The sequence below is a fragment of the Yersinia canariae genome (assembly GCF_009831415.1).
Taxonomy (GTDB): Bacteria; Pseudomonadota; Gammaproteobacteria; order Enterobacterales; family Enterobacteriaceae; genus Yersinia; species Yersinia canariae.
Window position 1 is genome coordinate 4,581,660 of sequence record NZ_CP043727.1, and the last position, 20,136, is coordinate 4,601,795.

Below are 20,136 nucleotides of genomic sequence, written 5' to 3' on the forward strand. Positions count from 1 at the left end.
GTATGGCACTCATTATGAAAAAGCCCCCAATTAGGGGGCTTAGAAACACTGTTATTTATAAAAACTACTATTTAGCAGGAGCATCTATCTTGTCGTCTATGCGTTGCAACATATACGGATAGAATGGGTTGGATGAGATACGCATCAGTGAATCTAATCCAACGACCAAGACTGCCCGCTCGCCACGTGCAGCGAATGTCCCCAGACTGATACCGTATTGATCTCGCGGTTCAGGGTAGCGACCATAAAGTGAATCACTCATTGGGAAGGGTAATGCCACATGAGATAACGAGAAAATATCCGGCGGATAAATTAATCCTGTCGGCGCTGACGTCTCATTGGTTTGGCCTGCCAGTGTCGTTAACGCCACTGTTTCATTACTTTGCGGTGAAACGTTGGTAATTATGGTTACGCTATAATTACGCGGTGGTGGCGGTAATAAACGGGCCAAAGCCGTATAAGAAGATGTTCTTAATAACGGGCCGAAACTAGCTGCGCGGTTCAGGTCGAACAGCACCACCTCGCTCCCATTCTTCGGCAGGTGGTTATAGAGAGCCGTCACAACGGCACGGGTACTGACCGTTGAATCCATTAATGACTGGAAAGTCAAAATTGGCGGTAACTCATCCATTTTATTGTTTCGGGCATCACGCGCAATTTGCTGTTGTAACACGGACGTCAACAAATAAGACTGTCGAGCAGCATTAACCGGGAATGAGTTGTATTTGAATGGATTAAACTCGGGCACGATCCCCAACCAAGCCGCTTTGGCGAAAGCTGGGAAGATAGCAGGCCAGCCCGCCACGCCAGCAAAACGTGCAAAACTGGTTACACCAATCATTGGGGAGATCAGGATAACACGCTCCGGTTTTGCCAGTTTGGGGTCATCCATGGAGTCCAGCGTATATTTCATTGCCAATGCGCCGCCGTTAGAGAAACCAACAACATGCAGTGGCAAATCAGGGCCGCTTAAGGTTTTAGCTTCACGGACAGCCAGGCGCGTAGCCGCTAGCCAATCCTGCCATTCAACATCGGTCAAGGCTCCGGGGACAGTGCCATGAGCAGGTAAACGAATACCAACGGCGACATACCCACGTTGACGATAGTTTTCAGCAATATGACGTAAGCTGTAAGGGGTATCAGTAAGGCCATGCAACAAGACAACAGCACCTTTAGGCTTGCCATCGGGTTGCAAAATATAAGAACGGTTCCAGTCATTTTTAAAATGAGGTGGATAAATCGAGCTACCAGAATAATAACGGTTTAAGGGAACCTGAGTTCTGGGTTCCAGTTTCTCGGTAACATTCGTTCGAACTTCATCGAAAACCTGGTTTTCAGCTTTGATGTAATCAGCCCAATTAGCTTTATCAATTTCAGCTGCCCGCATGTCATGCGGAACAAACGTGTGCCAAAGCTCGAGTTTTGGCCCACGTTGCGTGTCATAAATTCTTATCGCCAATATGGTAACTGAGATTACCACCAAGACCAGTACAATCCGTTTAATCCACCGCTTAATGGTTAGAGCTGACATGGGTAGTTACTCCGTAGATATATAATTTTTTTCATCATTAAGGTCACTTTATCACCATCTGGCGCAAGATAAGCACAAGGATTACAAATTACTATACTAAATAATACAATATGTTGCCTTACAAGTGCTTTTAAAGAAAAAAATTAACTTTTGAGTGAAGTTTCGGGAATATCCAATAATCACCTATTCACTTTACGTCTATGCTACTTATGGCAATTTTTATATTTACGAGAGTAAACTGCCGATGTGATTTTGCCTTGAATCCATTAATGGAGTTTGATGTTTAGAGTACTATTATATAAAATATATGCCTCTCAATTAAGCTTATAACCATCAAACAATAACAGAAGAAAATTATGCTTACCGAGCTAAAATTTGAAAAGTCACTCATTGGTAAAAAAGTATTGGTTACTGGTCATACTGGCTTTACTGGAGGGTGGGCTTGTTTGTGGCTAAAGTCCATCGGTGCAAACGTTGCTGGTTTTTCTCTTCCTCCAGAAACATCTCCTGCATTGTTTGATTGTCTTGGTTTGGCTGAGGATATCCCTACCACATTCGGTGATATCAGCCGTTATGATGAAATTCTTCAAGCTGTTGAAGATTTCGAACCGGACTTAATTCTCCACCTTGCAGCCCAGCCTTTGGTACGTAGGTCCTATAGAGAACCTGTTTCGACATTTTTAGTAAATGCGCAAGGCACTGCCCATGTCCTCGAAGCGGCTCGTATGGTAAAAAGTGTCAAAGGTGTCTTATGTATTACCACAGATAAAGTTTATAAGAATAATGAATGGCCATGGCCATACCGTGAAAATGACCCGCTCGGTGGAAAAGACCCTTATAGTGCCTCTAAGGCCGCTGCGGAAATGATTATTCAAAGCTTTGCGGCCTCGTATCCATTTTCTGAAGGTAAAGGCCCAGCTATCGCAATTGCTAGAGGCGGAAATATTATTGGTGGGGGAGACTGGTCTGAAGATCGACTAATTCCTGATTTTGCAAGAGCCATCGTAGAAAACAGTTCATTAACACTACGTTATCCCGAAGCAACACGACCGTGGCAACATGTACTAGCCCTTGTTCACAGCTATATACTTCTGATGTCTGGCCTAATTTCTGATAAACCAGACCTCTACTCGAGAGCTTGGAATTTAGGCCCACAAGATGCAAAACAATACTCTGTCCGTGATGTACTAGAATTGATGTCCCTAAATTGGGAACGTCCATCATTAAATTACATGGATAATCCACTACATGAAGCTGGGAGCTTAGCATTAGACAGCTCTCTTGCACGTAATCTACTTGGATGGTGTCCTGTATGGGATACTGAGCGTGTTGTCAAAGAAACATCAGCATGGTACCGCGATTTTTATAAAAACCCTGCCAATGCCAGAGAAATTACTCTAAAGCAAATAAATACATGGCGCGAGGGTATTAAAGAATGAATTTTGTAATAGGCAGTCGTGGCCGCCTAGGCAATGCAATATACCAATCTTACCCGAGAGAGAGTATTACTGCGTTAGATCGAAGTATCTATGAAAACTGGGGAGGGACCTCCTATCATGATGAAATTTCAAATTATTTTAAAGAAAAGTCTAAACCTGACTCTATCATTTTTATTGCTTCAGGATTGCTTGACCCAAAATTATCGCCAAAAGCGCATCTGAATGTTAACTATTTACTGCCAAAGAATGTTATCGAGGCTACATCTCATTTAGGGCTCAAAGTTGTTACTTTCGGCACTATAATGGAAGAAATTGTATCTACTAAAAATACCTATATAAATAGTAAAACCATGCTTGGTAACTATATATCTAATTTATCAAGTGAGAATGTATTGCACATTAGAATACATACTCTATACGGTGCCGGCTTACCAAGCCCCTTTATGTTTCTTGGCCAACTTTATAATTCCCTTAAAAATAAATCAATTTTTGAGATGTCTCCAGGGAACCAATTAAGAGAATACCATCATATTGATGACGATGTTGATGCAATCCATAAACTAATAAGTAGTAATATTAATGGAATTTTCAACTTAAGTCATGGGCAACCAGTAAAGTTAAAAGATATTGCAAATTATATATTTAAAGAATTTCAACTAGAAAATTTATTATCTATTGGAGCATACCCTGAACCCAAAGATGATAATTATGGCACTATATCCCATCGGCCAACTGAGTTAAATGGAATTGAGTTTAGAGACACGCTTCCTAGTATTTTAATTTATTTAAAAAAATGTTTACTGAGTAGGGACTTGTTGGTATGACAGAGGAAAAAAACAATTTAGCTAACAGGAAACCATTAATTTCCATTTCAATTCCTGTTCTTAATGAAGCAGAAAACCTTCCGAGCTTATATTCAAGGCTATGTGAACTTGCTGATAAAATGAGCGAAAAATGTGATTTGGAGTTCGTATTTTCAGACAATCATTCTGATGATAATACATGGGAACTACTAAGCGAACTTGCTGGCAAAGACCCTAGAGTAAAAGCAATCAGTTTTTCTAAGAATTATGGTTTCCAACGCTCAATTCTTGCAAACTATATGCACACGAAAGGTGATGCTGTAATGCAAATTGATGCAGACTTACAAGATCCGCCTGAAATGCTAGAGTCATTTTTCGAGCTATGGCAACAAGGCTTTCATGTAGTTTATGGCATCAGGAAAAAACGACCAGAAGGATGGTTAATCAATAATTTCCGAAAACTAGGTTATTGGTTAATCGATAAAGTCAGTGAGCATCCAATACCAAGAGATGTTGGTGATTTTCGTTTAGTTGATCGAAAAGTAATTAACGCGCTGTGCAAGATAAAGACTTCTAGTCCTTATCTGAGAGGAATGATTGCTGGTCTAGGATTTAACCAAACAGGAATTTCCTATGAAAGAGATCCACGAATCGCAGGTGAAAGTAAGTTTAATATATCGCAACTAGTCCGATTAGGGCTAACTGCGGTATTTAATCACTCTACAGTTCCCCTTCGTGCTGCATCATTTCTAGGTTCTATCATCCTAGCAATTAGCTTATTAGGTGCTCTTTATTATATAGTCTTACGTTTATTCCACCCTGAGTTACCTCGTGGACTTGCTAGTATCCATATACTTGTATTATTTGGTATCGGTCTTAATTCGTTTTTACTGGGAATAATAGGCGAATACATCTTACGTATATATTTGCTACTCAGGGCAGCACCCATTGCAACGATAGAGAAAAGTCTTAATTTACCTCAATCTGAATTAAAATTTTAAATAGGTGATTACATGAAAGCAGTTATTTTAGCCGGCGGTTTAGGGACTCGTATTGCTGAGGAGTCTGATACCAAACCAAAACCTATGGTAGAGATTGGAGGGCACCCATTACTCTGGCATATCATGAAAACCTATGCTCATCATGGCATTAAAGAGTTTGTTATTTGTTTAGGTTATAAGGGCTACGTTATAAAAGAGTTCTTTTTCAACTACTATCGCCATATGGCTGATATGAGTATTGACCTGAGTACAGGTGAACATAGCATATTGAATAGCCAGTCAGAAGATTGGAAAATAACGCTGATAGATACGGGCCCAGATACAATGACTGGTGGCCGCTTGAAACGTGTTGCTGAATATTTGGGTGATGAAACTTTTTGTTTAACCTATGGTGATGGTTTATCTAATATTGATATTACGTCGGAAATCGCATTCCATAAACGTCATGGTAAACTTGCGACAGTAGCTGCGGTTCAACCTCCTGGTCGTTTTGGGGTTTTAAACCTAAATGCAGACCATCATGTAACGAGCTTTGAAGAAAAACCAAGCGACGAAATTGGCTGGATTAATGGAGGTTTCTTTGTACTTGAACCTTCAGTTATTAAGTATATTGAAGATGATGCAACATCGTGGGAACGAGCTCCATTAGCTAACCTAGCTAAAGACAATCAATTGGCAGCTTTCCAACATTCCGGTTTCTGGCAGCCTTGTGATACTCTCCGCGATAAGCGCGAGCTTGAGTTGTTATGGAGTGAAGGTAACGCTCCATGGCAGGTGTGGAATTCTTAATGATGACTGAAAGTAACAAAAAACGTAATTGGCCTAAATATGTAATTGGCGGCATGATTACGGTTTTGTGTTTGGTAATTATTGCTCGTCAGGTCAGTATTACTGATGTTATTACTGCTTTAGAAAGTTTTCGTTGGGAATATCTGGCTATGGGGATCGCTTCCCTTGCATTCGGTTATTCTCTGCGAATTTTTCGCTGGGCAATAATGCTGAGTGCGACAGGAACTAAAATAAAATGGAGCACCTGCGCAGCACCATTTCTTGGTTCTATCGCACTCAATAATGTATTGCCATTACGCTTGGGTGATGTCGTTCGCGCCTTTGTTTTCCCCTCAGCAATGGGAATAAGTAAAACTACCGCAACTACCAGTCTGATTATGGAACGGTTAATTGACCTGATGACATTGCTGGGGTGCTTGGCAATTGGCTTAGTAGCATTAAGTGGTACTCATCTTCCACCGCTAATCGCTGAATCAGCAGTCACAATGGCAGTTTTAGGGGGGGCAGCTCTTATTTTAGGTTTCCTATTTAGCGGATATCTAGCCCGATATATTGCTAACATAGCCAGTCGAAGAGCATCGTCTAAAAGACCTGACCGTGTATACAAAACTCTCATAATAATTAGTGACTTATTATCGAACTTTGAAGTCATGTCCAGACCAAAAGTTCTATTTTCCATAATAGTCATTTCTATGTTTGTTTGGGTTGGTGAGTCCGGTCTATTTTACTTTTTATTAGTTGGATTTGATTTCGATGCAACGCCCGCTGTTGCTGTGATTGTTATGTCAATAGCAACACTTTCAACTCTAGTACCCTCATCGCCGGGTTATGTTGGTCCTTTTCATTTAGCCGCTTTCGCTGCAGTATCAATGCTCGGTGGGACTGCTGCCCAAGCTGGGAGTTATGCCGTTTTATCACACTTGGCATTATGGTTACCAACTACATTGGCTGGCGCAATTTCGATTTTAATGAAACCTGAATTATTCAGGTCTTTTCACTCAAAATCTGCTTCATAAATTTATATAAATTGAGTAACAATTATGAATAATTACGATGTCGTTATTGTTGGTGCAGGATTTACTGGTTTAACCGCAGCCTATGTATTGGCAAAACAAGGTAAAAAGGTCAAAGTTATCGAAGCTGATAGTACCCCTGGCGGTTTAGCTGGTACTTTTGAATTTTCTGATGGAGTTAAACTTGAGAAATTTTATCATCATTGGTTTAATAACGATGTCTATGTGCCTGAATTAGTAAAAGAGCTTGGAATGGAGGGTGACGTTATCCTATTACCAACCCGGACAGGTATGTATTTTAATGGCCGTATGTGGAAACTTTCAACCCCACTAGATTTACTACGTTTCAAAGCACTATCATTAATTGATCGAATCAGACTCGGCCTTCTGGTATTCCAAGTTCGACGCATCAAGGATTGGAAAACAATTGAACATCTTAGTATCCGCGAATGGTTAGAACCTTTGTGTGGTAAAGCTGTATATAAAATTGTTTGGGAACCTTTAATTGAGTCAAAGTTCTCAATCTATGCTGAAGCAGTAAACGCGGTATGGATGTGGAAAAAGTTGGTTCTTCGCGGTAGCACTCGCAACGATAAAGGTGGAGAAGAATTAGCTTACTTCAAAGGTGGTTTCGGCCGTTTAGCTGAGGCTATGGTTACCGCTATAGAACAAGCTGGCGGAGAAGTAACATTTAATACTAAAGTTACAGAAATTACCTCTGAAGGGAACTCTATTATTGCCTTAAAAACAACCCAAGCTGAAGTACATGGTAAAGAGTTCCTATTCACACCATCCCTACCAATAATTGCTGATATTTTTAAAAATAATGCTCCGTTGGCATGGGTAGATAAATTAAAACGTGTTCGTTATTTGGGTAATATGTGCTTGGTACTACGTTTAAATTGTAGTCTTTCAGAAACTTACTGGTTAAATGTTAATGACCCAGGATTCCCATTTGTTGGAGTTATTGAACATACTAATTTTGATAGCACAGAAAACTACAAGGGAAGTCATATTGCTTACCTTTCAAGATATCTGGCCATCGAAGATCCAGTATGGGAATACAGTGATGAAGAATATGTTGATTTTGCATTAAAACATTTAAAAAGAATGTTCCCTGAAATGGAAAAGTCATGGGTTATTGAACATAAAGTTTGGCGTTCAGAATATGCCCAACCTGTAACCGAACGAGGTTATTCTCAATACGTTCCTGGTGCAGAAACCCCATTTGCTAATGGACTAATCTCAACTATGGCACAAATCTACCCTGAAGATCGTGGTACTAACTATGCAATTCGTGAAGGTAGGAAGGTCGCTAAGGATATTTTGGAGCGACTCGCTAAATGATGGAATTTAATCAAATAAATATTAAGAAAATAATGCCCTATTTTTATATAGGTCTAGGGTTACTTATATTTTTCTTAATTATTGGGCGCTTTGCACCAACACGTGTAGGAGATGGCTCAGAGTATTATGCCCTTTTTTATGCATGGGATACTATGTTCCGCCCATGGATGACATCTTCAGCCTATGACGCATATGGTAACTTATTTTCCTCTCATGAGATAATAGGTTTAGTTTCACGCGATACCCTTCAAGGAGCTTTTCCTGCATTAATTACAGGCAACACCGCTGACTTCAATCATTTCTGGCTATATAGTTTCCTGGCTTTTATTTCTGCTAAATTTTTATCATTAGTTGGGATCAAATTATCTATACATGGAGCCTTTCTAGTGCTCCATTTTCTTTTAATCTTCATGACGATATCTATTGCCTATAGATACTATAAATGGCAAGGTGTTTTTATTGTTGTCCTGATGACTTTCTTTTCGCCTATACTTTGGTTTACCAATAAAGTTCATACGGAGCTATATACTTATTGCTTAGCAATATCTGGTATAATATTTCTTTATGCGAAAAAGTATCTTCCCTCTGCATTAGTTTTTGCTATAGCATCTGCCCAAAATCCAAGTTTTGCATTGATTGCATTTATTCCCTTCTGCTATAGGGTCATTCTACAAAGAAAGGTTCAATATAGCTTAACTGAAGTTATTATATTTGTGGCTACTGCTTTCTTTGTATTAGCACACCCTATATATTATTTTTTACGATTTGGAGTAATGACTCCTCAGTTACTTGCTGGAGGAGCGTCATTAGGAGGGAACTTATCAACATTCTATATATGGATTTTAGATCCTGATTTAGGAATCATCCCTAATTGGCCACTAGGTGTCTTATCTATTATACTAGCAATATTTATGCTCTTCCAGAAGAAGAACAGAAAGCATTTTTATTTTGATGGAAAGATAACCTTATTCTTGACACTTTACCTTTTTATTAATTTCTATGCGCACTCATCAACAACAAATATAAACTCTGGTGCCACGCCTGGGCTAGCCAGATATGCATTATGGTACCTACCACTAGCATTCCCTATTTTTCTTTTCATCTCTAAAAATGTCATATGGCGAAGTCGTTTATTTTACTTAATCATAATTCTAATTGTAACAACATCGATTAGTACATTTAAAAATAATGACCCTCGTAAAGGAGAAAATTACTCCACGCCATCAAAAATATCATTTTTCATACAAAAAAGATTACCGTGGTTATATAATCCGCCAGTAGAGGTTTTCCAAGAAAGATACTCTGGATATGGTGAAAGCATCCATACTAAATCCTACTTAGGGATTATTGGTCCTGATTGCAGAAAATTACTTGTATCCCCAACTAATAATGGGAGTGATGTTATTTCCCCGAATAACTGCTACTTTGATAAAAGTAAAATCAACGCTATAGTGAAAACAATATCTAACAAAACCGTACCTGGTGAATATATTAATTTAAGTCAAGAAGATATTAAAAGTTCTAGAATAATAATCGCCCCTAAAAAATATAGTAGTGGCATAGCAGGTGATGGTGGTTTTATCCTAGGAAGTAACTGGGGACAGAGAGAAAATTGGGGAGTTTGGTCCGAAGGAAATATTGTGACTCTAACTATTCCTTGTGGAAATGAGCAATTCTTCTCGAAGAATGGAGAGTTTACTCTTTCACTAGAACTCCAATCCTTTTCTAATCAGAAAGTAAAATTTTTCACTAAAGGGCATACTTTATGGCAAGGTGAAATTTTAGGTAAACCAACGGACCTCTCATTCTCCGTTCCCACAGATACTTGTCAGAAAGAAGATGAGGTGCTGATTTCTATAGATATATCTAACCCTAAGTCTCCCCAAGAGTTAGGGTTATCCGATGATCAAAGGAAACTTGGTATCGGTCTGATTTCCTTTGAGATAAAAGCTAATTAGTAGAGTAATAAATTGGGCCGCAGAGGTGATTAATTGCGGCCCGATTCAGAATGACGATTGCTATGCTTCTCTGTTTTCCACCTGCTCAGGCATCACATGGGCGGGTGCTTTACGTAGCCAAACCCACCAGGCAAGTGTCATTAATGTCACCCACGCCAGACCGACGTACATGGCAATACGGGTATCAGGAAAATATCCCAGAACCACAATAATAAATGCCATAAAGATAATAGTTAGGATCGGTGCTATTGGCCAGAAAGGCACTGGGAAGGCGAGGCGGGCAACATTTTCTTTACTCATTGAACGGCGCATCGCGACTTGCGAAATCAGGATCATTAGCCACACCCAAACAGTCGCAAAGGTCGCAATAGAGGCAATAATCAGGAACACATTTTTTGGGATTAGGTAATTCAATACCACTCCACATAACAACGCAATCGCCATCACTAAAATAGTCATCCATGGCACACCATTACGGGTCAAACGGCTAAAGCACTTAGGTGCCAGCCCCTCCTGCGCTAAGCCGTACATCATACGACCGGCACCATAAATATCACTATTGATCGCCGAAATAGCCGCAGTAATAACCACCAAGTTCAGAATGTTCGCAGCAGAACTAATTCCTAAACTACTAAAAATCTCTACAAAAGGGCTGCCATTTTGCCCAATGCTATTCCACGGATAAATTGCCATCAAAACAAATAAGGTCAAAACATAGAACAGTAGAATACGTACTGGGACGGTATTAATAGCACGCGGTAATACTTTTTCTGGATCCTTCGCCTCACTGGCAGTCACCCCGATGATTTCGATACCACCAAAAGCAAACATCACTACAGCAAATGAAGCAATTACCCCCGTAATACCATTTGGCATGAATCCTTGATGAGACCATAAATTACTGACCCCAGTGCTCTCATGACCTGCACCAAAACCAAACATCATAATGCCTAGCCCTGCTGCAATCATGGCAATAATCGCTGTCACTTTTAGCAACGATAACCAAAACTCCATTTCACCAAAGACTTTGACTGAGCACAGATTTAGCGCGCCAATAAAGAAAATAATACTCAACACCCAAACCCATTGCGGCGCATCCGGGAACCATAGTCCCATATAAATACCAAACGCCGTGACATCCGCGAGTGCCACGATGATCATCTCAAAGGTATACGTCCAACCGGTTAGAAAACCTGCCAGTGGACCAAGGTAGCGACTGGCGTAATGACCAAAAGAGCCCGCAACCGGATCATGTACCGCCATTTCGCCCAGTGCGCGCATCACCATAAATACGGCTGCGCCGCCAATCAGGTAAGCAAGTAATACGGCAGGCCCTGCCAGACGGATAGCCTCGGCAGAACCATAAAATAGGCCCGTGCCAATGGCGGAACCTAACGCCATGAACCGGATGTGCCGGGCGCTAAGGCCGCGTTTGAGCGTGGATGAATCATTCTTCATGGTACATTCTCGCAAAATTTGTGCCCTTTCAGGCAGGGGTTCAGAGAGGGTGATCCCGATTATCGGGACCACCTAGAGGTCAATGATTTTGACTAATTATTATGATTTATTAAAGGCTTGGTAGCAGATGCGGGGGCATCAGTTCATTCATATGACGTTGAGCAATCAGCTGGCTTGCAGCCTCAATATCGGGGGCAAAGAAACGATCTTTTTCGTAGTAGGCCACATGCTTACGCAATAGCTGCCGTGCGGGTTCCAGAGCATCTGATGTCTTAAGCCCTTTTCGCAAATCCAGCCCTTGGCATGCTGCCAGCCACTCGATGGCCAGAATATCGCGTACGTTTTCCGCCATTTCCCACAAGCGCTTACCTGCTCGGGGCGCCATAGAAACATGGTCTTCCTGATTCGCCGAGGTTGGAATGCTGTCAACACTGGAGGGGAATGCCAGCCCTTTATTTTCGCTAGTCAATGCCGCTGCCGTGACCTGTGCAATCATAAAACCAGAGTTTACGCCGCCGTTCTCCACCAGGAATGGCGGTAACTGCGACATATGTTTATCCATTAATAGCGAAATACGGCGTTCTGATAATGAGCCCATCTCCGCCAATACCAGAGCCAGATTATCTGCTGCCATAGCAACCGGCTCAGCATGGAAATTACCACCAGACAACACATCACCCTGCTCAGCAAAGACCAATGGATTATCTGACACCGCATTTGATTCAATTGCCAATACTTCAGCAGCCTGGCGCATTTGGGTCAGACAAGCTCCCATAACTTGTGGCTGACAACGCAGAGAATAAGGGTCTTGGACTTTGTCACAATTACGATGAGATTCAGAAACCTCGCTACGTTCGCCAAGTAAGTGGCGGTAAGCGTTAGCTGCATCAATTTGCCCACGCTGGCCTCGAACTGCATGGATGCGGGCATCAAATGGGCTACGAGAGCCTAATGCGGCTTCAACCGTCAAGCTACCAAAGACAGAGGCGGCAGCATAAAGATCTTCAGCTTCAAACAAACCACGTAATGCATAAGCGGTAGAAACCTGAGTACCGTTAAGCAGTGCCAGCCCTTCTTTTGCCGCCAGCGTAAGAGGCTCTAAACCTGCTTTAGCCAGTGCCGTACGTGCGTCCAGCCATTCTCCCTGATAACGGGCTTTACCTTCACCGAGCAACAGCAAACTCATATGAGCCAACGGAGCCAAGTCACCAGAAGCCCCCACGGAGCCTTTGAGTGGAATATGTGGGTAAACTTGCGCGTTAACTAATGTTATTAGCGCCTGAATAACGTTGAGTCGAATACCCGAGAAACCACGAGCCAAGCTGTTAATTTTCAATACCATTATCAGCCGTACAATCGCATCGTCATTAGGCTCACCAACACCCGCAGCATGGGAAAGGACAATCGAGCGCTGTAGATTTTCCAAATCTTCCGTGGCAATACGCGTCGATGCCAATAAGCCAAATCCGGTATTGATACCATAAGCAGTGCGTTTCTCTGCCAAGATGGCCTGCACACAATCCACGCTTTGCTGAATGGGTGCATAAGCACTTTCATCCAGAGTTATCTGAACGGGATGCTGATAGATATGTCGCAAATCAGCCAGAGTCATCTGACCTGGGCGCAGTGTCATTGTTGTTTTCATGCTTTTTTCCCTTGAGTTGCGGCAATCATTGGCAGGTTTAGCCCCTGCTCTTGTGCACAATTAATCGCGATGTCATAACCCGCATCCGCATGACGCATCACACCCGTTGCTGGGTCATTATGTAATACTCGAGCAATACGTTCGGCGGCATCATCGCTGCCATCACATACCACCACCATGCCTGAATGTTGCGAGAAGCCCATTCCTACACCACCACCATGGTGCAGAGATACCCACGTCGCGCCACTGGCTGTATTTAGTAACGCATTGAGCAGCGGCCAGTCAGAAACAGCATCAGAACCATCCTGCATGGCTTCAGTTTCACGGTTAGGGCTGGCGACTGAGCCGGAATCCAGATGGTCGCGGCCAATCACAATTGGGGCTGACAGCTCGCCAGTTCTTACCATCTCATTAAAAGCTAAGCCTAATTTAGCGCGCTGCCCCAAGCCAACCCAGCAAATACGTGCCGGCAACCCTTGGAAGCTGATTCGCTCACGGGCCATATCTAACCAATGGTGTAAATGTTCATCATCAGGGATGAGTTCTTTGACCTTTGCATCAGTTTTATAGATATCTTCTGCATCACCGGAAAGCGCAGCCCAGCGGAATGGTCCAATACCACGGCAGAATAGTGGGCGAATATAGGCCGGAACAAATCCAGGGAAATCAAATGCATGGGTAACACCCATATCTTGCGCCATCTGACGAATATTATTGCCATAGTCAAAGGTCGGGATACCCATATTGTGGAAAGCCAGCATCGCCTCAACATGTTCTGCCATCGACGTCTTAGCGGCATTGACCACTAACGTGGGTTCAGTTTGCGCACGTTGGCGATACTCTTCCCAGCTCCAGCCTTTGGGCAGATAGCCATTCAGTGGGTCATGAGCGCTGGTTTGGTCGGTCACCATATCTGGGCGTACCCCACGACGCACCAGCTCCGGTAAAATCTCAGCGGCATTACCACATAAAGCGATAGAAACGGCTTCTCCGGCAGAGGTGTATTTCTTGATACGCGCCAACGCATCATCCAAATCAGTCGCCTGCTCATCGACATAGCGGGTTTTGAGGCGGAAATCGATACGGCTTTGCTGACACTCAATATTCAGCGAGCAAGCACCGGCGAGAGTGGCCGCCAGCGGTTGTGCCCCCCCCATGCCGCCCAATCCTGCAGTCAACACCCAGCGCCCCTTCAAACTACCGCCAAAGTGCTGCCGGCCCGCTTCGACAAAGGTCTCATAGGTTCCCTGCACAATGCCTTGGCTACCAATATATATCCAACTGCCCGCGGTCATTTGGCCGTACATGGCCAACCCCTTGGCGTCCAACTCGTTAAAATGTTCCCAATTGGCCCAATGAGGAACCAAATTAGAGTTAGCAATCAATACCCTAGGGGCATTACTGTGAGTCTTAAAAACACCAACCGGTTTCCCTGACTGAATCAGTAAAGTCTCGTCATCATTCAGATGAGTGAGACTTTCTACAATCTTGTCATAGCATTCCCAGTTACGAGCCGCACGACCAATCCCACCGTAAACCACTAATTCTTTAGGATTCTCAGCCACTTCGGGGTCGAGATTATTCATCAGCATACGCAACGGGGCTTCAGTCATCCAACTTTTGGCGGTAAGTTTTGTGCCACGCGAAGCACGAATCTCATTATCACGGAATCTATTTTGGGCAGTCACGGCAATTTCCTTCAACCAGTTTTTCAGGTATCAACGACATTACTTAGTTTGAATATTTATTAACATATACTCGTATAGACAAGTACAATCAAGCACCAGAAAAATGGCAATAAGCCGCCGCGCACCTAAAAAATAATGATGGAAATAATGAATAAAATCAAATTGTTATAAACAAAATTATTCTACATTAAGGCAAAGCGAGAGGATTTTCGACGTGATTTTAGCGGTGAAACTAGCATAAAATTGGTCTGTTTTTGCGCACGGAGTCACATATATTTCACACAGATTTTACATTGTGACATCTAAAATGCGCGGTATCTCGCTTGATGAATGAGAGGGATGAGTCGCCAATGTCAGCAGGTAATAATGGGGAAGTAAGGTGTGAAGGGCAATAAAATAGACTAGCGGATATCCGCTCTTTTAACTCTCTGCTGCGGGCTATTTATGGTGAATTTGGCTATCAACCGGCGCTTGATCACGCTCCGCTAAACCATAATCTCGTACCACAGCCGCGACTCGAAGACGATAACCAGCAAAAACATTCTCACGCCCCGCCGCTTGTGCAATACGGTGTTGCTCGATATTCCGCCATTGCATAACGGCTTTTTCATCCCGCCAAAATGACAATGAAAGTAATTTCTGCGGATGGCTCAAGCTTTGGAAACGTTCAACTGATATAAATCCATCCATTTGTTCTAACAATGGTTTCAATGCTGTGGCGTAGTCGAGATAGGCATTGTATTCACCTTCTGCGGGTTCGACTTCAAAAATGACCGCGATCATAAATTACTCCTGCAAGTAAGGTACCCAGAACAGCACCGCTTCACGGTTAAAATCCGCTCGTTATCACCTGGCCATCAGTCACTATACTGAATAGTTTCGTTATCTATAATGATATTGTTAATACAATTAAACAGTTCAGCGTTTCAGAATGAGCATCATGTCGCCAGCTATCTCATTTGTTATCCACGCCCATGATTAATGAAGCAGATAGAATTTTATGATTATAAATAGAAAATCATATCCATACATCTAAGGCTGGTTCGTGCCAATTGTGATGGATAAAGACTCTCGCCGAGTAGGGTAAACCCATTCTTTTCATAAAAGGCCAATGCATTCGGTGTCGAGGCAAGAGTCAACTTCGCCAAACCCCGGCGTTTAGCTTCCTGTTTGATGGCAGCCAAAATCAGTGATGCCATACCACGGCCTTCAAATTCGGGTAATGTGAAAATGGCTTCGACACTGCCTGATGAGAGATCTAAAAATCCGGTAGCAACAGCCCGTTGGCTCTCAGGATCATCAATGACAAAAAATGGATTATTCGCCACAGCTCTGGAATATCCCTCTGGCATCTGAGCTGGTGTCCATGCGATTAGCGTTTTCTCATCATACACATCTCGGCATCCATGTCTTATGGCCCTATTCCTGACTAACCATAATTGCTCAGCTTCATCCGGTGACGCCAACCTAACTTCCATACATCCTCCTGTTTTTCTCTTTGCGGTAACTGCGGCCCTAAAATGATAAAAGCCCCGACTGTACTTAGTCAGGGCTTTTAAGGTACTACACATTTAAAATTAAACATTAATCAACTTAGTAACGTGATACTTCTCTTCGTACTGTTTATAAAGATGTACATATTTTACAGGAATATTTTCGTTTAGAACTAACTTTGCCCTCCAATATATTAACTGAATGGTAACATTCCTACTTTATTACATTTAGCTATTCTATTGATAAGATTAACTAAATGAGTACATCACCCTCGCGATATATACTCTTTGTTACGTGGCTTTACTTTCGTCGCGATATTCTCGATCTCATACTGATGTACACAAATCGCGAACATTACTATTAACAACAAAGCCTTAACTCATCGCGTATCGTCCACAAAATGCGATTATGAAGATTTACTGCGTGACCTTAAAGCATCATCGCATGAGTTAATTATAAAAAAACCCATAGCGAATCTCACATAAAAAAATATTTCGTGACCTTTATCGCATTATTTTAAATCTGCTACATGGACACCGGCTAAATAAAAACTCGTTACTCATTGCACCGGTGTTGAATTCCAATTTACGTGTTCTATATGAGATGTCAATACTGTTTTTAAGCACATGTCTTTATTATCAGTACTATTGGATTTTTTATAGCGATTTATTGATTTAGATTAAAATAAAACCGCCCATAATCAGAGACTCATGTCATCCATAGCATTCACATACCACTATGCTAAGAGTCAACAAACTGGCACTAGAAAACCAATAAGCGAGGTTAGTCGTCAATAGTATCTAAAACTCCCCCATAATAGTTATCTAAAACCAATCCAGTTTTTTCTAAATAAATGTAAATTCGTGAACTAGACCGCATTAAAAAACTGAGTCAATGTGCTGCGTAGCAGTCAACTAATGAGGATTAGTTGTCAGTTATTGTCTCGAAAGTTAAATTAAAGAAAGTAAGGCTTAGATATTTAACTGCTAAAGTCTATCGTTGAACTAACGACTGGCGTTATCTAAAGAGAGTTTACATATGCCTATTTATCGCAGAATCAGCCCATTAACTTATCTTGCTCTATCTTCAATAGCACTATTCCCTGTTAGTAGTTTCGCCGGTTCTGCCCGTGACTATTTAAATGCCCCAATCGACTCATGGCTTGGGTTTTATAATGCGGGTTATTCATCTTCTGTCACACCAGAAGATGGTATGGATATTACCTCAGATGTGAGGGCTAATGTATTATCTCAATCTTTTATGCTGACCCGCACAATGGATTATTGGGGCAGGACGGGAGGGCTTTCTTTGGTGCTCCCTTACCGTTATGTAGAAACTCATTCCGGTGATTTCCGTGCTTCTACCCGAGGAATATCTGATATTGGCATGCTATGGCAGATAAACTTGTTTGGTGGCCCAGCGCTCAGTCGCGAGCAATTTCGCTCTTTTATTCCCGAGACTTTCTCTAGTTTTCATTTCTATCTTGGCACTCCATTAGGGGAATATAACGCCCATTCAGCACTAAACCCCAGTTCGAATCGATGGGTTTTCTCACCAACTGTCAATTATAGTTATACCCCAGACCAAGGCTGGACTTGGCTTGAAACCTATATCACCACCACCATATTTACCACGAATGATAACTATCTGGTTGGTGGAGCGTCTAAACTTGCCCAAGATCCCTTGATGGTGATTGAAGGTCATGCCAGCCGCAATATGACCCCCGATATTTGGCTATCTCTTGATAGTTATTACAATGTAGGCGGGGAAACACATATTGATAATACTTCTCAGGACAATGCCGCTAATACGTTGAGATTGGGTACAGGTATTGGCATACGAGCTTGGGGAGGTGGGGATATCATTATCAATTATGAACGTGTTGTCGCCAAACCATCACAACAGCCGGAATCTCAGACATTGAGAATGACACTACGCCAATTTTGGTAAAAAAATGATTTAATATCTTATAACTACAGGAGCTCAGTATAAAACTGCGTTATTTAATTAAAAACAATAAGAAAGATATCGAACAATTAATTAAAGTTAGTGTTTAGACTAAAAAGCAAAACAACACATATTAGTAAATATCCTATTTAGGATAATTAACTTCTGGTGTTTTTTTAATTAATCTTTTCATGATATTAACATGACAACCTCATTTAAGGACAAGATTTATCTTGCCTTTCAATAGGCTTGGTAGGATAAATTCTCTGATAGATACCATTAAAAATAGACCTACAAAAAAATTGAAATGTAACGTTGAACGCTATATTCATAGACGAAAGAATAATTATATTAACGTTTTTAATATAACTATTAGAAAATCGGTCGCTTTGTATATGTTATTTTCAATGTGAGGAGTGCAGATATGGAAAGACGTACATTCTTGAAAGGAGCAGCAGCGTTAGGCCTGGCAGCAGGAACAACTACAGCAGGCGCTGTGGTAGCCGCCGGCAAAGCAGCAACCGGAGAACATGCATTACCTGATAAAATTGCCGCCGCTCTGGCGCGCTTTCGTGAAACTATCCCTGCCAACTTTGACAGAACTTATGTTGAGAATGCCGTTGTTCCTTTCTTCCTCACCAGCTTTTATGAGGGCGAAAGGCCGATGTTACCGATGATCGACCTGAATTTTACCAAAGAGAATGCCCTGCCTTATGACCTGTGGGGCCTGATTTATAAAGATTGGAAGCCCACGCCTTCTGAAGGTGTCACTGTTTTTCTACAGGGTCTGGAAGAACGAGGAGAAAACAATCTCCGTAAACGTATCTATTTTTCAGCCGTAACACCGGACCTGTATCGCCCGATGTATGGGGATAAAGTGGTGGCATTTTTCGATCAACTGATGGAACCTCAGTTTGCCAATAAACCCTTTATGCGCCACTACTTAGACTACTATTTTGATATTTATTGGGATTTACACCTAGGGGTTAAAGGTGATGCCATCCCGAAACAGGTTCGAGAGATTGGTGAATCTTTCAACACCGTATTAGCCTACCGTGATCCTTTGCAACCGATTGTTTACGAAAACTATATGACAGTACGTAAGCAGCTCGATTTCCTCAAACAATGGATTGATGAACGCGTTGATGACATCAATAGCGGACGCACCGCCAATCCAGAAAAAACCATGGCGTGGTACTGGCTTAAAAATGCCGGCAACGGTGAGCATTTTAGTAAAAAAGATATCGTATTTGAATGCTTCCACAACTTTGTTGCTTTCAGTCAGTGGGGCAACACCCTGTTCGGTATCATGTCACGTTTAAGTGAGAATGAAGGTGACCCGGCGGTACGTGAAGCATTTGAAAAAACCATGAGTGGTGATTTTGATAACGCCAATGGCGCACCTTACACCCCATTGGAATTATTTGTCATGGAGCTGTTCCGCACCATTTCACCGAATGGTGGCAGTATTTCTGCGGTGGAAGATGCGCGTACTTCTGCCTATGGGGAGTCTCCTCATCAGCGCTTTGGCCTGCCTTTCGAGCGCCACAGTTATATCAGTACCCCACACACCAGCACCAGTTTCAGCCCGGTTCACTGGAAAGACCCTAAACAGTTTGATCCAGACCGCTATCGTGATGTTCCTACTAGCGCCGATATAACCGAAGAGAAATGTAAACAAATTGGCTTGGCGCGTTGCCCGTTTGATATCACCTCACTGGACGTAAAAGATGGCCGCAAGGTCGCAGTCACCAACAGTGGCTTCGGCACCGTATTTGGAGTGGTGGATGGTAAAGCGAAACCGGTATGTGACTATGCGGGATTTGCGCCATTCGGGTTCAGCTACCGTCGTTGCCCTGGTGAACAACTGACTATCCAAGTGTTTGAAGATTTTCTGCGTAAAGTATGGCGAGACAAAATTGTGTTCAATAAATTGCAATTAGCCAAACCTGGCCGAGTGCCTATTGGCCCGAATGCCGTCATTGATGACAATATTGGGTTTAGCCGCTAAATACCTTTATAT

At 42.2% G+C, this 20,136-nt stretch carries 15 protein-coding genes; 9 read left to right on the top strand and 6 right to left on the bottom strand.

Annotated elements, in window-relative coordinates; genetic code table 11:
- Positions 1 to 67: 67 nt before the first annotated feature.
- The gene (locus F0T03_RS20935; protein WP_145554148.1) at positions 68 to 1,531 is read right to left on the bottom strand and encodes an alpha/beta hydrolase; all 1,464 of its coding nucleotides are present in this window, start codon (positions 1,529 to 1,531) and stop codon (positions 68 to 70) included.
- Positions 1,532 to 1,887: 356 nt separating this feature from the next.
- Between F0T03_RS20935 and rfbG the strand changes: the two genes are divergently transcribed.
- Genes rfbG through F0T03_RS20970 form a run of 7 tightly spaced genes read left to right on the top strand, consistent with a single transcriptional unit; the run spans position 1,888 to position 9,881 of the window.
- Positions 1,888 to 2,970: a CDP-glucose 4,6-dehydratase gene (rfbG, locus tag F0T03_RS20940; RefSeq protein ID WP_159680495.1), complete on the top strand. Its 1,083-nt coding sequence runs from the start codon at positions 1,888 to 1,890 to the stop codon at positions 2,968 to 2,970.
- Positions 2,967 to 3,794 carry an NAD-dependent epimerase/dehydratase family protein gene (locus tag F0T03_RS20945; RefSeq protein ID WP_159680497.1) on the top strand — a complete coding sequence of 276 codons (828 nt, stop codon included), beginning with the start codon at positions 2,967 to 2,969 and terminating at the stop codon, positions 3,792 to 3,794. Before rfbG ends, F0T03_RS20945 begins: the two co-directional genes overlap by 4 nt.
- Positions 3,791 to 4,774: a glycosyltransferase family 2 protein gene (locus F0T03_RS20950; RefSeq protein WP_159680499.1), complete on the top strand. Its 984-nt coding sequence runs from the start codon at positions 3,791 to 3,793 to the stop codon at positions 4,772 to 4,774. The genes F0T03_RS20945 and F0T03_RS20950 overlap by 4 nt, the downstream gene beginning before the upstream one ends.
- A 12-nt stretch (positions 4,775 to 4,786) precedes the next feature.
- Positions 4,787 to 5,563: a glucose-1-phosphate cytidylyltransferase gene (gene rfbF, locus F0T03_RS20955; RefSeq protein ID WP_159680501.1), complete on the top strand. Its 777-nt coding sequence runs from the start codon at positions 4,787 to 4,789 to the stop codon at positions 5,561 to 5,563.
- A complete protein-coding gene (locus F0T03_RS20960) occupies positions 5,563 to 6,579 on the top strand; it encodes a lysylphosphatidylglycerol synthase transmembrane domain-containing protein (protein ID WP_159680503.1) in 1,017 nt (338 codons plus the stop codon). Before rfbF ends, F0T03_RS20960 begins: the two co-directional genes overlap by 1 nt.
- Positions 6,580 to 6,603: 24 nt before the next feature.
- Positions 6,604 to 7,923 carry an NAD(P)/FAD-dependent oxidoreductase gene (locus F0T03_RS20965; protein ID WP_159680505.1) on the top strand — a complete coding sequence of 440 codons (1,320 nt, stop codon included), beginning with the start codon at positions 6,604 to 6,606 and terminating at the stop codon, positions 7,921 to 7,923.
- Positions 7,920 to 9,881 (top strand): DUF2339 domain-containing protein, encoded by a 1,962-nt coding sequence (locus F0T03_RS20970; RefSeq protein WP_246169917.1) that lies wholly within the window; start codon positions 7,920 to 7,922, stop codon positions 9,879 to 9,881. The genes F0T03_RS20965 and F0T03_RS20970 overlap by 4 nt, the downstream gene beginning before the upstream one ends.
- Before the next feature lie 60 nt (positions 9,882 to 9,941).
- Here the strand turns inward: F0T03_RS20970 and F0T03_RS20975 are convergent, their stop codons facing one another.
- The 5 genes from F0T03_RS20975 to F0T03_RS20995 all read right to left on the bottom strand — a co-directional run bounded on the left by F0T03_RS20975 (position 9,942) and on the right by F0T03_RS20995 (position 16,150).
- The gene (locus F0T03_RS20975) at positions 9,942 to 11,339 is read right to left on the bottom strand and encodes an amino acid permease (protein WP_159680507.1); all 1,398 of its coding nucleotides are present in this window, start codon (positions 11,337 to 11,339) and stop codon (positions 9,942 to 9,944) included.
- A 109-nt stretch (positions 11,340 to 11,448) separates the two neighbouring features.
- Positions 11,449 to 12,984: a histidine ammonia-lyase gene (hutH, locus tag F0T03_RS20980; RefSeq protein ID WP_159680509.1), complete on the bottom strand. Its 1,536-nt coding sequence runs from the start codon at positions 12,982 to 12,984 to the stop codon at positions 11,449 to 11,451.
- Positions 12,981 to 14,672 (bottom strand): urocanate hydratase, encoded by a 1,692-nt coding sequence (gene hutU, locus F0T03_RS20985; RefSeq protein WP_159680511.1) that lies wholly within the window; start codon positions 14,670 to 14,672, stop codon positions 12,981 to 12,983. The genes hutH and hutU overlap by 4 nt, the downstream gene beginning before the upstream one ends.
- 438 nt (positions 14,673 to 15,110) lie before the next feature.
- A complete protein-coding gene (locus F0T03_RS20990; RefSeq protein WP_145554138.1) occupies positions 15,111 to 15,455 on the bottom strand; it encodes an antibiotic biosynthesis monooxygenase family protein in 345 nt (114 codons plus the stop codon).
- A 221-nt stretch (positions 15,456 to 15,676) separates the two neighbouring features.
- Positions 15,677 to 16,150, bottom strand: a complete 474-nt coding sequence (locus F0T03_RS20995) for a GNAT family N-acetyltransferase (RefSeq protein WP_162526996.1) — start codon at positions 16,148 to 16,150, stop codon at positions 15,677 to 15,679.
- Between the two features lie 1,054 nt (positions 16,151 to 17,204).
- On the opposite strand from F0T03_RS20995, the gene F0T03_RS21000 reads away from it, so the two are divergent.
- Positions 17,205 to 18,116, top strand: a complete 912-nt coding sequence (locus tag F0T03_RS21000; RefSeq protein WP_159680513.1) for a transporter — start codon at positions 17,205 to 17,207, stop codon at positions 18,114 to 18,116.
- Between the two features lie 421 nt (positions 18,117 to 18,537).
- Positions 18,538 to 20,124, top strand: a complete 1,587-nt coding sequence (locus F0T03_RS21005) for a cytochrome P450 family protein (protein ID WP_145555273.1) — start codon at positions 18,538 to 18,540, stop codon at positions 20,122 to 20,124.
- The last annotated feature ends 12 nt before the right edge of the window (positions 20,125 to 20,136 follow it).